Genomic DNA, 14,332 nt, shown 5'->3' with positions numbered 1-14,332 from the left:
TATGGAATTTGGAATGCGTTACCGCCGGGCTGACGCGGCCGAAAAGGCTAAAGGTAAATTTTGGCATGATATAGAGGGCATGCCCTTGAGCGAGATTCGCCGCATCCAGGAGCGGCGCCTGGTTGAGCAAATGGCCTATTTGAAAACCCACTCCCCTTTTTATCAAGACAAATTTGCCAAGGCGGGGGTCAGTTTCGACGAGATTCGCACGATCGAGGATCTCCAGAAGATTCCTTACACCTTTAAAACTGAACTGCGTGAGAGTCTGGCGGCTGAGCCTCCCTTCGGCCGCCATCGCGCCGCGCCGATGGCTGATATCATCCAGGTCCAGGCCTCGTCCGGCACCACCGGGAGTCCGTCTTATGTTGCACTGACCGAGCCGGACGCCGAAGCCTGGCATGAAATGACGGCCCGCTGTTTTTTCGCCAATGGTGTGCGGCCAGGCGATCTGGTATTGCATGCTTTCTCGCTGGCGAAAGGCTTTGTCGGTGGTATACCCGTGGTGCAGGGGCTCCAATACATGGGCGCGATCGATCTGCCGATCGGCGCTGATGGCGGCATCGACCGGCTTTTGCGTGTTTGCGCCGATCTCAAGCCGCGCTGCATGGTGGGTGCGCCCAATTTCGTCCTGCATCTGGCCGAGAAGGCGCCTGAGATCGTGGGCAAGCAGGCGCACGAACTTGGCGTTCAGCGAGTCATTGTCGGCGGCGAGCCGGGTGGAGGTATTCCCGCCATCCGTGCCAAAATTGAGGCCGCCTGGGGAGCAAAATGCACCGAGATGATGGGGGGCACCGATTTCGGCGTTACCTATTGGGCGGAGTGTGAAGAGCAATCGGGCATGCATATGGTCAGCCTCGATCATATTCTCACTGAGTTGCTCGACCCTGAAACCGGCAAGATCATCCCGATGGAAAGCGGGGCGAAGGGAGAGCTGATCTATACCGCGCTGGGGCGGCAGGCGAGCGCGCTGGTGCGGTTCCGCTCCGGCGACTATGTCGAGATTCTCGGCACGACTTGCTCTTGCGGGCGCACCGGCCCAAAGATCCGCTGCACCGGCCGTACTGATGATATGCTGATCGTGCGCGGAGCCAATGTTTTTCCTTCCGCGATCAATAGCATCATCAATGAGCTGGTGCCGGAGACCAATGGCGTGATGAGGATCGTGGCTGATTTCGAAGGGCATACCACACAATCGCCGCTCAAAATCATCGTCGAGCGCGGCCCTGGCCAGGATCCAAGCGATGATCCGGCTCTGAAGAAAAAAATTGAGCAGCGCCTTCATGACGCGTTGGTCTTCCGGGCCGATGTGCGGCTCGTTCCTCCAGGCACGTTCGAGAAGCCTGGCGTCGCTAAAGTTGCCTTCGTTTTGAGAAAGTATCCCCAACTGCCATGACAAAAATGAAATCCCTGTTGGATGCCGGCTCAGAGGAGTTCCGCGCCAACGACGCGTTCTACCGGGCCAAGGTGGCGGAGCTTCAATCCTTGCGGCGCTTACAGCGCGTGGGCGGCCCCGAAAGCGCCCGCAAGCGCCACGTGGATAAAGGCAAGTTGCTGCCGCGCGAGCGCGTGGAGCGGCTGCTTGATCCAGGCACGCCTTTTCTCGAATTGGCGGAACTCGCTGGGCTCAATAAATATGAGGGCGTGCCGCCAGGGGCCAGCATTATTACCGGCATCGGCTTGATCGAAGGCCGGTATTGCATGATCATCGCCAATGACGCCACGGTAAAGGGCGGCACATATTTCGGCATGACCTGCAAGAAGCATGTTCGCGCCCAGCGCATCGCCTGGGCCAATCGTCTGCCGGTAATCACGCTGGTGGATTCGGGGGGGGCCTTCCTGCCGGATCAGGAAAACATCTTTCCGGATGAAGGGCAGTTCGGCTCCATCTTTTACCAGCAGATCGGCATGTCGGGCGAGGGAGTGCCGCAGATCGCGGTGGTCATGGGGCCCTGCACAGCGGGAGGGGCCTATATTCCCGCCCTTTGCGATGAGGCGGTGATCGTCCGGGGGCAGGGCTTCATGTATCTCGGCGGGCCGGAATTGACCTTTGCCGCCACGGGTGAGCGGGTGGATAACGAGACGCTGGGCGGCGGTAAAATGCATTGCTCGGTGTCGGGCGTCACAGACCATCTGGCGGAGAATGACGCCCATGCCCTGGCGATTACTCGTAATATCGTCAAGCATCTGGGAGAAAAACCTCAACCGCGGAAAACGCCACTCGCGCCGCAGCCGCCCGCTTATCCGGTTGAGGAAATTTATGGCATTGTCAGCCGCGACGCTAAGGTTCCTACCGATAACCGCGAGATCGTTGCCCGGCTGCTGGACGGTAGCGAGTTTCACGAGTTCAAGCCGCTTTATGGCGATACGCTGATGACTGGCTGGGGCCGCATCCATGGCCACGAGGTGGGAGTGCTCGCGAATACCGGGGTTTTATTCGTGGAATCGGCGCTTAAGGCCGCTCATTTCATCAGCCTGTGTGTCCAGCGGGACATTCCGCTGGTCTTCCTGGCTGATGTCAGTGGTTTCATGGTCGGCCGTGATGTCGAGCAGGCGGGCATCGCCAAGGCAGGCGCCAAGATGATCACCGCCATGTCCTCGGCCAAGGTGCCCAAATTCACCGTCATCACCGGCGGGTCTTACGGAGCCGGCTATCTCGCCATGTTGGGCCGCCCCTTCCGGCCGGACGCGACCTTCGCCTGGCCCACCGGACGGGCGGCGATCATGGGGCCAGAGCAGGTGGCGAGCGTGCTCGCCCAGGTTCGCGCCCAGATCAACGAGCGCGAGGGCAAAAGCTGGACCCGCGAGGAGGAGGAAGCCTTCAAGGCGCCGATCCGGAAGGAATATGAGGATTTTCAGGGAGCCTATAATTTTGCTTCCAATCTTTGGATCGATAGCGTGATCGAACCGTGTGAAACCCGGGACGTGCTGGCGATGATGCTGGACATTACTTCCCGGCGGCCCAAGGTTGAAACCCATTTCGGCGTCTTCAGGATGTGAGGCGAAACCAGATGAAAATCAAAACGCTTCTCATCGCCAATCGTGGCGAAATCGCCTGCCGCATCGCCCGCACCGCGCGGGAACTCGGCATTACCCCTGTGGCTGTCCATTCGGAGGCTGACGCGAACGCGCTGCATGTGCGCGAGATCGGCCAGTCATTCTGCATTGGCGGCGGCCCTGCCTCGGAGAGCTATCTGCGCATTGACGCGGTGGTGGCGGCGGCGAAAACCGCCGGGGCGGATGCCATTCATCCGGGGTATGGTTTCCTGGCGGAAAATCCAGAATTTGCCCGCGCTGTGGAGGCGGCGGGCATGATCTTCATGGGGCCGACGCCGGAGACATTGGAACGCTTCGGCGACAAGGCCAGCGCCAAGGAGGCTGCGATCGCGGCGGGCGTGCCCGTGATCGCAGGGGCGGAGGGCGCCCGTTCCAACCCGGAGGAAATCGCGGCCGAGGTGCGGCGAATGGGATTGCCCGTGCTGCTCAAGGCCGTGGGCGGCGGCGGCGGCCGCGGGCAGCGTCTCGTCACCAGCGAGGCGACGCTAATGGCCGATATCGAAGGCGCTTTGCGCGAAGCGAAATCCACCTTCGGTTCAGAAGGCTTGCTCCTCGAACGCTTTCTGCCGAGCGCCCGCCATGTCGAGATTCAGATCGCTGGGGATGGCAAAGGGCATGTCATTCATTTGTTCGAGCGCGACTGCACCTTGCAAAGGCGGCATCAAAAAGTCATCGAGGAAGCCCCCGCCTGGGGTCTGCCCCGGCCTTTGCTCGACAAGATCGCGCATGACGCTGTGCGGCTGGGTAAAACGCTGGCGTATCGCGGCCTGGGCACGGTTGAATTTCTTGTCGCCGGTGAGGAATATTTCTTTCTGGAAGTCAATCCACGCATTCAGGTCGAGCATCCGGTTACCGAGGCGATCACCGGACTCGACCTTGTTGCCTTGCATTTGCGTGTGGCCGAAGGTGAGGGGTTGGGCATGACCCAGGCCGATCTCAAGATCAATGGCCATGCCGTCGAAGCCCGCCTTTATGCTGAGGATCCGGCGATGCAATTCGCGCCTTCCACCGGCAAACTGACCACGCTCAGCCTGCCCGCCGGGTTGCGTATCGATAGCGGCGTGGAGGCGGGGGACGCTGTCACACCTTATTATGATCCGATGATCGCCAAGCTGATCGTGCATGCGCCAGACCGGGAGACGGCCCTGGCCCGCCTGGCGCAGGCGCTTGATCATGTCGCGGTGGAAGGCGTGCAGACCAACCGCGCTTTTCTTGCGGCTTTAGCGCGTGATCCGGATTTCGCCCGCATGCGGGTGCATACGCGCTGGATCGATGAGCGCCTGGACGAATTGTTGCGTCCGCGCGAACTCGTCCATAATCGGTTGTGGAAAGCACTCGCCGCTGTATTGTTCATGGCGGAGCCGCGCCGGGATGGCATGGCTGATCCCTCGATCAATCGCGACATCTACACCGGATGGCGGCTTGGCCTCGGGGGCGGCGCCATGGAAGCCAGGCAATTGGTGATTCTGACCGATGATGCGGGAGACTCGGAGGAGTTCCGCGTAGGCCCCGTAAAAGCCGGTGAACATTACGAGGTGATCGCCGAAAATGGCGAAGCGCTCATGCTGGCTGCGCATGAGTTAAAGCGGGGCCGCTGGCGCGTGAGCGAAGGCGGGGCCGTGCATATGGTGACGGTTAGACGCGGCCCCGGCGTCATTGAGATCGACACGCCGGAAGGATGTGTTCTGTACCGTCCCGCTCCCGCCTTGGCCTTTGCGGAAAGCGATACAGCGGCGGATCGCGCGGTCATCTCTCCCCTGACCGGCTTGATCGTGGATGTCAAGGTTGCCGAGGATCAGACTGTTTCTGAGGGCGAGGTGATCGCGGTGATGGAGTCGATGAAACTGGAAATCTCAATCCGGGCACCCGCGGCGGGTATCGTCAAGAATATTGTCGTCACGAAAGGCGCCATGGTCGACCGGGGCCGGGTCATTGCTGAAATTTTGCCGCCCGAGGAGGCAGGTGCATGAGCGATTTTCCTAAATTCGTCGAATTCCGCGAGGAGGGGCCGCGCGAAGGCTTCCAGATCGAGAAGAAAATCTATCCGATCGAACAGCGCGTCGAGCTTTTGAATATGCTGAGCGAGACTGGGCTGAAGCGTATTCAGGTCGGAAGCTTCGTCAGCCCGCAATACGTGCCGCAAATGGCGGATACGGGCGAGTTATTCGAGCGGATCGAGCGCAAGCCGGGCGTGAAATACACCTCGCTCTGGCTGAACGAAAAGGGATTCCGCAAAGCGCTGAGCGCTCATAAAGTGGATCTCGATCCCCGCCTCCTATTTTATCCATCCGAGAAATTCGCGCGCGCAAACAACAATTGCTCGTCCGCAGAAATACGGGAGAAGCAGCGGGATTGGGTGCGCCTCTACAAGCAAGAAGGCCTGAGGGTGGATGCGGCCTATGTAATGACAGCATTCGGCTGCAATCTCGAAGGTCCGATTCCGCAGGAGCGGATTCTCGATGATTTCCGCTTCGTTTTACAACTTTGCCAGGAAGAAGATATTCCCGTTCCCATTCTGGTGATCGCCGATACGATGGGCTGGGGAAATCCCGAGGCGGTGAAGCGTATGATCGGCGCGTTGCGCGAAATGGCTCCCCAGGCTCGGATTGGGATGCATATTCACGACACGCGCGGCATGGGCATCGCCAATCTCTACGCGGCGCTTTCCATGGGGGTGGACATGTTTGAAAGCTCGGTAGCGGGGTTGGGCGGTTGTCCCTTTGCGGGGCACGGCCATGCCCGGGCCGCCGGAAATGTTTGCACCGAGGATGCCGTGTTTCTTTGCCGCGAACTCGGCATCGAGACAGGGATTGATCTCGATAAGCTGATCGCGGCGGCGCAAAAGGCCGAGGAAATCATCGGCGCGCCCTTGATGGGACGGGTGATGCATTCCGGCGGGCTGGATAAATACCGCAAGGCGGCATGAAGGGCTTCAAGGATATTTGACATGGCAAAGCGTAAAGAGAAAATTACCTCAAAAATCGCCTGGAGCACACCGGATAGAATCTGCGTGCGCGGTCTCGATCTTCCCAATGAGATCCTCGGACACATGGATCTCGGCGATTTCGCCTTTTTACAATTAATGGGCCGCAAGGCGACACCGCAAGAGAGCCGGGTGCTCAATGCCATCCTCATCACTTTGGTCGAGCATGGGATTACCCCTTCGGCGCTCGTCGCGCGCATGACCTATATGGGCGCGCCCGAATCCCTCCAGGCGGCAGTGGCGGCCGGGTTGTGCGGTCTGGGTTCGGTGTTTGTGGGCTCGATGGAGGGGGCCGCAAAAATGCTCTCCGAGGCGCTGCCGCGCGAGAAGGTTGGCTCTGGCGCCGATCTTGATGCTATCGCCGCCGCGACCGTTGAGAAATTCCATGCTGCCAAGGCGATTGTGCCGGGGCTGGGCCATCCGTTGCACAAGCCGGTAGATCCGCGGGCGCCGCGCCTGTTCCAGATCGCCGCCGAGAATGGCATGTCTGGCGAGTATGTGGCACTGGTTCAGAAAATACAGGCTCAGGCGGAAAAGACTTCCGGCAAGGTGTTGCCGATCAATGCCACGGGGGCGATCGGCGCGATCTGTTGCGAGTTTGGCTTTCCGTGGAAAATCGTGCGCGGATTCGGCGTGATGGCGCGGGCGATTGGACTCGTCGGGCATATTTTCGAGGAAAGCCAGGACCCGATTTCCTTCGAGATCTGGCAGCGTGCCGAAGCCGAAATTTTGGAAACATCCGGTCCCAAGCCCAAGTGATCGGGCGGCTTGATCCTCGACGCCAATTCGATCACACAGCACGGAACGGAAAACGGAATCAGGAGTAGGATATTGACCACCTCTAAAGCCGCAGAGCAGGAATCGCATGCTGAGATCCGCGCCGAAGTGCGCAAGCTTTGCGCCGCGTTTCCAGGCTCTTATTGGCAAGAACTGGACCGCAAGGATGCTTATCCGGCTAAATTCGTCCAAGCCTTAACCGAGGGAGGCTGGCTTTCGGCGCTTATTCCGGAAGAATATGGCGGCTCGGGACTCGGCCTTTCAGCGGCCGCGGCGATCCTCGAAGAGGTGCAGCGCGCGGGCTGCAATGGCGCTGCCTGCCACGCGCAGATGTATATTATGGGCGCGCTGCTGCGCCATGGCAGCCCGGAACAGAAGGCTAAATATCTGCCCAAAATCGCCAGCGGCGAGTTACGTTTGCAGGCCTTCGGGGTGACGGAGCCGACCAGCGGCACCGACACCGCCTCTCTGCGCACCGTGGCGCGCCGGGAAGGTGATCATTACATCGTCAACGGCCAAAAAATCTGGACATCGCGGGCGGAGTATTCCGACCTGATGCTGCTGCTGGCGCGCACCACGCCGCTGGACGCGGTGAAAAAGCGCACGGACGGATTGTCCATTTTTCTGCTGGATATGCGCGAGGCCAAGAAGGCAGGGCTTACCATTCGTCCTATTCCCACCATGATGAACCATTCCACCACAGAAGTGTTTTTCGACAATGTGATGGTTCCCGCCAAGAATCTGATTGGCGAAGAGGGTAGGGGTTTCCGTTATATCCTCTCAGGCATGAATGCGGAACGTATCCTGATCGGCTCTGAATCCATTGGCGACGCCAAATGGTTCATCGATAAAGCAACCGCTTATGCCAATGAGCGGGTGGTGTTTGGACGGCCGATCGGTAAGAATCAGGGTATCCAGTTCCCCATTGCCAAAGCCTATGCGCGGATGCGGGCGGCGGAATTGATGGTGCATCGAGCCGCCGGCTTGTTCGAAGCCGGAGAGAATTGCGGTGCCGAGGCCAATATGGCGAAGATGCTCGCCGCGGAGGCCGCCTGGGAGGCGGCGGAGGCCTGCGTGCAAACCCATGGCGGGTTCGGCTTTGCGGCGGAATATGATGTTGAGCGTAAATTCCGCGAAACCCGGCTTTACCAAGTGGCGCCGATCTCCACCAATCTCATCCTGAGTTTCATCGCCGAGCATGTGCTCGGCATGCCAAGGTCGTATTGATATGAGTGCGTTGCCGCTGGAGGGATTGCTGGTCGTCAGTATCGAACAGGCCGTCGCCGCGCCATTTTGCAGCGCGCGTCTGGCTGATGCCGGCGCGCGGGTGATCAAGATCGAGCGCCCGGAAGGCGATTTCGCCCGGTATTATGACGCGGCGACGCCTGCGGGGAGTTCTTATTTCATCTGGCTGAACCGCGGCAAGGAATCGGTGGTGCTCGATCTGACGCAGCCCGAGGCACGCGAACAATTGCGGGCCATCATCGCCCAGGCCGATGTGCTGATTCAAAACCTGAAACCAGGGGCGATGGCGCGGCTTGGGCTTTCCATCGAATCCCTCCGCGCTGCCTATCCCCGGCTCATCTGTTGCTCCATCACAGGTTATGGAGATGAGGGACCGCTCGCCAACCGCAAAGCTTATGACCTGCTCATCCAGGCCGAATCAGGGTTGGCTTCCATTACCGGCGGCCCGGAAGGGCCGGCGCGCGTTGGCATATCCGTCGTTGACATCTCAACCGGCGTTACCGCGCAGACCGCCATTTTAGAGGCGCTGATCGGACGGGGACGCACGGGTGAGGGCGCAGATATCCGCATCTCGATGTTCGATGTGATGGCGGATTGGATGGCCGTGCCGCTCTACAACGCCGAGCAGGGCAATCCTCCAAAACGCTCGGGGCTTTCGCATACCTCCATTGCGCCTTATGGGGTGTTTTCCACTGCGGATGGGCGGCAAGTTCTCATTTCCATTCAGAATGAGAGGGAATGGAAGGCGTTTTGCGCGGGCGTGCCCGGACTTGCCTGGATGGCTTCCGATCCACGTTTTGCGAGTACAGTGCTGCGGGTCGCCAACCGGGCCGAGACCGACGCTGCCGTGGCGCAGGCGTTCGGCGCGCTGTCAGCGGCGGAGTTGCTCAAGCATTTGACCAAGGCGGACATCGCCTTTGCGGAGGTGAACGATATGGAGGCGCTTTCCCGCCACCCGCATTTGCGACGGATCACGGTGAGAAGCGCTGCGGGGGAAATATCGTTTCCAGCTCCGGCGCCAATCGTTCGCGGGGCCGAACGCCATTACGGACCGGTGCCGTCGCTGGGTGAGCATACCCAGGCCGTTCTTACGGAATTCTGCGGGAAAGATTGAGAAGGGGGGTGATGGCATGGATCTCGGCTTGAAGGATAAAGTGGCGATCGTCACCGGGTCTGGGCGGGGCATAGGCGCGGTCACCGCCAGGGCCCTGGCCGAGGAAGGCGCTAAAATCGTCATTACCGACATCAATCCCGATACCACCGAGGCCACGCGGGGCGCCCTGGCCGTCGAGGGTTATGAGGTGATCGGAGTGCCCTGCGATGTCCGAAACAAGGCCAGCGTGGCGGCAATGGTTGATAAAGCGGTCGAGGCGTTCGGCACGGTCCATATTCTCGTCAATAATGCGGGCTTTCCGCGCGACAATTACATCACCAAGATGCCGGAGGAGGATTGGGACGCGGTTGTCGAGGTCATACTCAAGGGCGCGTATCTCTGCTCAGCGGCGGTCGTGCCCCATATGATGAAGCAGCAATACGGCCGGATCGTGAATATCTCCTCCCGGGCGCATTTCGGCAATCCAGGCCAAACAAATTATTCCGCCGCCAAGGCGGGCATCATCGGTTTCACCCGCGCGCTCGGGATGGAACAAGGCCGCTTCAACGTCACGGTCAATGCCATCGCGCCAGGCTTCATCGCCACTGAGATGATCGCCGCTTTACCCCATTACGAGAAGATCAAGCAGCGGGCACTGGCGATGAACACCGTTCCACGCCTGGGCACTGAGCGTGATATCGCCAATGGGGTGCTTTTTCTGGTCTCCGAAGCGGCGGGATATATTTCAGGCGAGACGCTGCACATCACCGGCGGCCGGTATGGCTGAGGCCCCAGCCGCAGATGGGCTGAGCGACGAGGCGCGGATGCTGCGGGAGAGCATTCGCGCGTTCATGGGTAAGAACCTGTCCGAATCGCGTATCGCCGAAAGTGAGGCGCGAGGCTCGTTTCCCTGGGAACTCATCGGGCAGTTGCGCGAATTCGGCTATGTGGGAGGCCTCCTGCCGGAGGAGGCGGGTGGTTTCGGTCTTACCTATCGCGCGTGGGCGATGATGATGGAAGAGGCCGGGTATCGCTGGTTGTCTTTGCGGGTTTTGCTGAACACCCTGAACATCGTCGTGGCACTCCTGCATCATCTGGGAGATGAGCGGCAGAAGCGTAAATGGCTGGAGCCGTTATTACGTGGCGAATTGCCCGTCTGGGTCGGGATCACCGAGCCGGAGCATGGGTCGGATGTGGCGAGTGTCACCACCCGGGCGGAGGAGCGGGGCGATCACTGGCTTGTCAACGGCAATAAATTATGGATCACCAATGGTGTGAACGGCCGCCTGGGAGTTCTGGTGGCTCGGACTTTTTCGCCGCGTTGCGATGGCGGTCTCAGCCTGTTTCTGGTCGATCGCGATGAAACGGAGTACGAGGCGAGCCGGGTCGGCACCATGTTCGTCAAGGCCACGGCCACCTCGCAGCTCGGGTTCCGCGATGCGCGCATCCCTCGGGAAAACCTGCTGGGGCCGGAAGGGCAAGGATTGAAAGCGATCCTTACTGGATTGAATTACGGCCGGCTCAACGTGGCGGCGGGTGCGGTGGGCGCGGCCCAGGCGGCGCTGGATTTAGCGACTGATTACGTTAAAACCCGCAAGCAGTTTGGCAAGACGATCGGCGGTTTCCAATTGGTGCAGAAGCTGATTGTGGATATGACGGTGCGCACCGAGGCGGCCCGGGCTTTGACGGATCGTGCCGCCCAGGCGATGGATCAAGGCTTGAGCGCGCGGCGGGAGTGTTCCATCGCCAAGCTCTATGCCAGCGAGGCGGCGCATGAGGTCGCGTCCATGGCGTTGCAGGCGCATGGCGGCATGGGCTACAGCACGGATTATCCCATTGAACGGATTTTCCGCGATACACGGGGCGGCCTGATCCCGGAGGGCACCTCGGAAATTCAAACCCTGATCATCGGACGCGAAATTCTGGGCCTATCCGCGTTCAGCTGACGGAGGAGCCGTCGATGCCCATGACCTTCCTGAAGGCGCTACGCCTGAATGCCAAGCGGTTTCCCAAAAAGGATGCGGTGGTTTTCAAGGGCCAGCCTCAATCCTACGCCGCGTTTCAGGACCGGGTCGAGCGGATGATGACGGTTCTGCACGGCCAGCGCATCGCCCCAGGCGATAAGGTAGCGATCATCGCCGAGAATCACCCGGATTTTCTTGCCGCCTATATCGCGATCACCGGGCTGGACGCGATTCCGGCGCCGGTGAATTACCGAATCAAGCCGGAGATTATGGCTGAGGTGGTGCGCCGGGCGGATAGCGCTCTGCTTCTGCTCGATGAAACGGTATTGGAGCATGCCGGGTTGTTTCGGGATGCCGTACCCGGAATGTTGGTGCTGGGCGAGCGTGCTGGCAATACCGGCCTGCCTTTGCTGGCGGATATGATCGCTGCCACCCCGCCTGATCCGCCACCGGGGGAAGGGGGCACCACCATCATGCTGCATACATCCGGAACGACAGGTGTGCCGAAGGGCGCGCTACGCAGCCGTTATGGCATGGAAGAGCGGGCGATCGAGCAGGGTTTTCGTCCAGATGATCGGATGCTTTGCGCCTTGCCCATCTGCCTTTCGGCGGGTTGCGCCTATACTTTGCTGCCACTTTATCTGGGCGGCACCGTGTATCTGATGGAGCGTTTCGAGGCCGAGGAAGCGCTTCGCCTGATCACAACCGAGCGGATCACCGCGACCATGCTGCTGCCGGCGATGCTGCAGCGTCTCACCGAAGTGCCGGGTTTCGATGACGCCGATCTTTCATCGGTGCGCACGCTACAATCTGGCGCGGGAGAGATTTTCCCTGATTTAAAAGCCAAAATTCTAGCGCGTTTCGGCGATGCCTTGAATATTTACGCCGCCTCCACCGAGGCCGGCCCGTACGCCAATCTTCGCGCCGCCGATTTGCGCGCGCACATGACCGGCAATTGCGTGGGCCGTCCCTTTTTTGGAGTCGAACTGAAATTACTGGATGATGACCTTAATGAGGTTCCGCTGGGCGAGGTTGGGGAAATTTGCACACGCAGCGAATCTCGCTTCGATTGTTATTATAAGGAAAACGAACTCACCAACGAAACCCGCCGTGGCGACTATGTGACAGTGGGTGATTTGGGCCGGATGGATGAAAACGGGCTGCTCTGGTTCGCCGGGCGCAAGCGCGATATCATCAAAAGCGGCGGCATCAATATTTATGCAGGAGATATCGAAGAACTCCTCATTAACCATTCCGGTATTGCCGAGGCGCATTGCATCGGTCTGCCCGATCCCCATTGGACCGAGTTGATCTGCGCGGTGATCGTCCCGGCTCCAGGCGCCTCGTTGAGCGAGGAAGACGTGATCACTTATGCCGAGGCCCGGCTTGAGCGTTACAAGCGGCCGCGCCGCGTTGTGTTCATGGAGTCGGTGCCGCGCAATCTCACCGGCCGCGTTCTCAAAGGCGAATTGAAGGAGCAGGTACTCGCCCAGCTTCATCTTCAGGAGGATAGAGGGTGACAGTCGATTTCAACAAATTGAAGGACGAGCAGATCTTTTGGGAGGATCTCGCCGTCGGGGATTGTTTTGAAGGCGCGACCCGCACGATCACCGAGGCTGATATTACAGCCTTTGCTTGCCTCTCCGGTGATTTCAACCGGCTGCATGTGGATGCCGAATATGCGGGAAAATCCCCTTTCGGCCAGCGCATTGCCCATGGTTTGCTGGTGGTTGCCGTGATGTCCGGGCTCTTCACTCGGATGCTGCTTAACAATTTTCTCGAGCCGTCCCTGCTGGGATTGCTGGACATGCATTGCCGTTTTCCAAAGCCGGCCTTCATTGGCGACACGATCGGGTTGCGGGTGGTTGTCGAGGACAAGCGGGAGACGTCAAAGCCGGATCGTGGCGTCTTGTCGCTTAAACGCGAGGTAACGAACCAGCGCGGCGAAATCGTGGTCGAGGGAATTTGGAAATTGTTGGTGCGGCGGCGGCCGGAATGAAGGGGAAATGAAATGAGTTATGAAATGACGCCGGAACGGGCGCATATCCGGGAAGCGATTTTACGAATTTGCGCGGAATTCGACGATGCCTTCTGGCTTGAACGCGACCGCAAGGGGGGCTTCCCGGTAGAGCTGCATCAGAAGCTCGCTAAGGACGGCTGGCTTGGCATCGCCATTCCGGAAGAATATGGCGGCTCGGGCCAAGGCATCGTCGAGGCAGCCATCATGATGCAGGCCATCGCCGAATCGGGTGGGGGCAACAGCGCCGCCTCCGCGATTCACATGAATATTTTTGGTCTCAATCCAGTGGTAAAATTCGCCACTGACGAGCAGAAGCGGCGCTATTTACCGCCTTTGATCGCTGGCAAGGAGCGGGCTTGTTTTGGAGTCACAGAGCCAACGACAGGCCTCGACACGACCAAGCTCAAGACCCGGGCGGTACGTCAGGGCGACCGCTATATTGTCCACGGCCAGAAGGTGTGGATTTCCACCGCCCAGACGGCGAATAAAATCCTGCTTTTGGCGCGTACCACTCCGCTGGATGAAGTAAAGAAGCCGACTGAGGGGTTAAGCCTATTTTATACCGATCTCGACCGTAATTATGTCGATGTCCGCGAGATCGAGAAAATGGGCCGTAAATGCGTGGATTCAAATGAGTTGTTCATCGACGGTCTGCCGATTCCCGCTGAAGACCTGATCGGGGAAGAAGGGCAGGGCTTCCGTCAGATCCTCCACGGGCTCAACCCGGAACGGGTGTTGATCGCCGCGGAGGCCGTCGGCATAGGCCGCAACGCGCTCAAACGCGCCGCAGCCTATGCCAATGAGCGTGTGGTCTTCGGCCGGCCGATTGGCCAGAATCAAGGCGTGCAGCATCCGCTTGCGGTGTCCTGGGCTGAGCTTGAATCCGCTAATCTGATGGCCATGCATGCCGGAGCCTTGTATGATGCGGGCAAGCCTTGCGGCAATGAGGCGAATGCCGCCAAGTATCTTGCCGGCGAGGCCGCTGTGAAAGCGACGCAGACTGCCCAGCTGACCTTCGGCGGTTTCGGCTACGCCAAGGAATATCATGTAGAGCGTCTGGTGCGAGAGGCAATATTGTTCCGGATCGCCCCGATCACACCGCAGCTCATCTTATCCTTTATCGCCGAAAATGCGTTAGGCTTGCCCAAATCATATTGAAGGGACGGAGCCCGGGTTGCCAAAATTCTAACATCCGT

At 59.6% G+C, this 14,332-nt stretch carries 12 protein-coding genes; all 12 read left to right on the top strand.

Annotated elements, in window-relative coordinates; translation table 11 throughout:
• Position 1 precedes the first annotated feature (1 nt).
• Genes M7H45_RS09900 through M7H45_RS09845 form a run of 12 tightly spaced genes read left to right on the top strand, consistent with a single transcriptional unit; the run spans position 2 to position 14,294 of the window.
• Positions 2-1,393, top strand: coding sequence for a phenylacetate--CoA ligase family protein (locus tag M7H45_RS09900; RefSeq protein WP_298216526.1), 1,392 nt, complete (start codon positions 2-4; stop codon positions 1,391-1,393).
• Positions 1,390-2,997: an acyl-CoA carboxylase subunit beta gene (locus M7H45_RS09895; protein ID WP_298216524.1), complete on the top strand. Its 1,608-nt coding sequence runs from the start codon at positions 1,390-1,392 to the stop codon at positions 2,995-2,997. Before M7H45_RS09900 ends, M7H45_RS09895 begins: the two co-directional genes overlap by 4 nt.
• An 11-nt stretch (positions 2,998-3,008) precedes the next feature.
• A complete protein-coding gene (locus M7H45_RS09890; protein WP_298216523.1) occupies positions 3,009-5,024 on the top strand; it encodes a biotin carboxylase N-terminal domain-containing protein in 2,016 nt (671 codons plus the stop codon).
• A complete protein-coding gene (locus M7H45_RS09885) occupies positions 5,021-5,980 on the top strand; it encodes a hydroxymethylglutaryl-CoA lyase (RefSeq protein WP_298216522.1) in 960 nt (319 codons plus the stop codon). The genes M7H45_RS09890 and M7H45_RS09885 overlap by 4 nt, the downstream gene beginning before the upstream one ends.
• Positions 5,981-6,001: 21 nt before the next feature.
• Complete coding sequence (locus M7H45_RS09880; RefSeq protein ID WP_298216520.1) at positions 6,002-6,796, top strand: citryl-CoA lyase; 795 nt, start codon at positions 6,002-6,004, stop codon at positions 6,794-6,796.
• Positions 6,797-6,853: 57 nt separating this feature from the next.
• The gene (locus tag M7H45_RS09875; RefSeq protein WP_366145538.1) at positions 6,854-8,041 is read left to right on the top strand and encodes an acyl-CoA dehydrogenase family protein; all 1,188 of its coding nucleotides are present in this window, start codon (positions 6,854-6,856) and stop codon (positions 8,039-8,041) included.
• A gap of 1 nt (position 8,042) precedes the next feature.
• Positions 8,043-9,173, top strand: coding sequence for a CaiB/BaiF CoA-transferase family protein (locus tag M7H45_RS09870; protein ID WP_298216518.1), 1,131 nt, complete (start codon positions 8,043-8,045; stop codon positions 9,171-9,173).
• Between the two features lie 16 nt (positions 9,174-9,189).
• Positions 9,190-9,939 carry an SDR family NAD(P)-dependent oxidoreductase gene (locus tag M7H45_RS09865; RefSeq protein WP_298216516.1) on the top strand — a complete coding sequence of 250 codons (750 nt, stop codon included), beginning with the start codon at positions 9,190-9,192 and terminating at the stop codon, positions 9,937-9,939.
• Positions 9,932-11,098 (top strand): acyl-CoA dehydrogenase family protein, encoded by a 1,167-nt coding sequence (locus tag M7H45_RS09860; RefSeq protein WP_298216514.1) that lies wholly within the window; start codon positions 9,932-9,934, stop codon positions 11,096-11,098. The genes M7H45_RS09865 and M7H45_RS09860 overlap by 8 nt, the downstream gene beginning before the upstream one ends.
• A 14-nt stretch (positions 11,099-11,112) precedes the next feature.
• The gene (locus tag M7H45_RS09855) at positions 11,113-12,636 is read left to right on the top strand and encodes a class I adenylate-forming enzyme family protein (protein WP_298216513.1); all 1,524 of its coding nucleotides are present in this window, start codon (positions 11,113-11,115) and stop codon (positions 12,634-12,636) included.
• Entirely contained in the window at positions 12,633-13,115 is a 483-nt protein-coding gene (locus tag M7H45_RS09850; protein ID WP_298216511.1) for a MaoC/PaaZ C-terminal domain-containing protein, read from the top strand. Before M7H45_RS09855 ends, M7H45_RS09850 begins: the two co-directional genes overlap by 4 nt.
• 12 nt (positions 13,116-13,127) lie before the next feature.
• Positions 13,128-14,294 carry an acyl-CoA dehydrogenase family protein gene (locus tag M7H45_RS09845; RefSeq protein ID WP_298216509.1) on the top strand — a complete coding sequence of 389 codons (1,167 nt, stop codon included), beginning with the start codon at positions 13,128-13,130 and terminating at the stop codon, positions 14,292-14,294.
• Positions 14,295-14,332: the final 38 nt, after the last annotated feature.

Source organism: Acidocella sp. (assembly GCF_027352905.1).
Classification (GTDB): domain Bacteria; phylum Pseudomonadota; class Alphaproteobacteria; order Acetobacterales; family Acetobacteraceae; genus Acidocella.
This window is presented reverse-complemented; position numbering and strand designations above follow the sequence as displayed.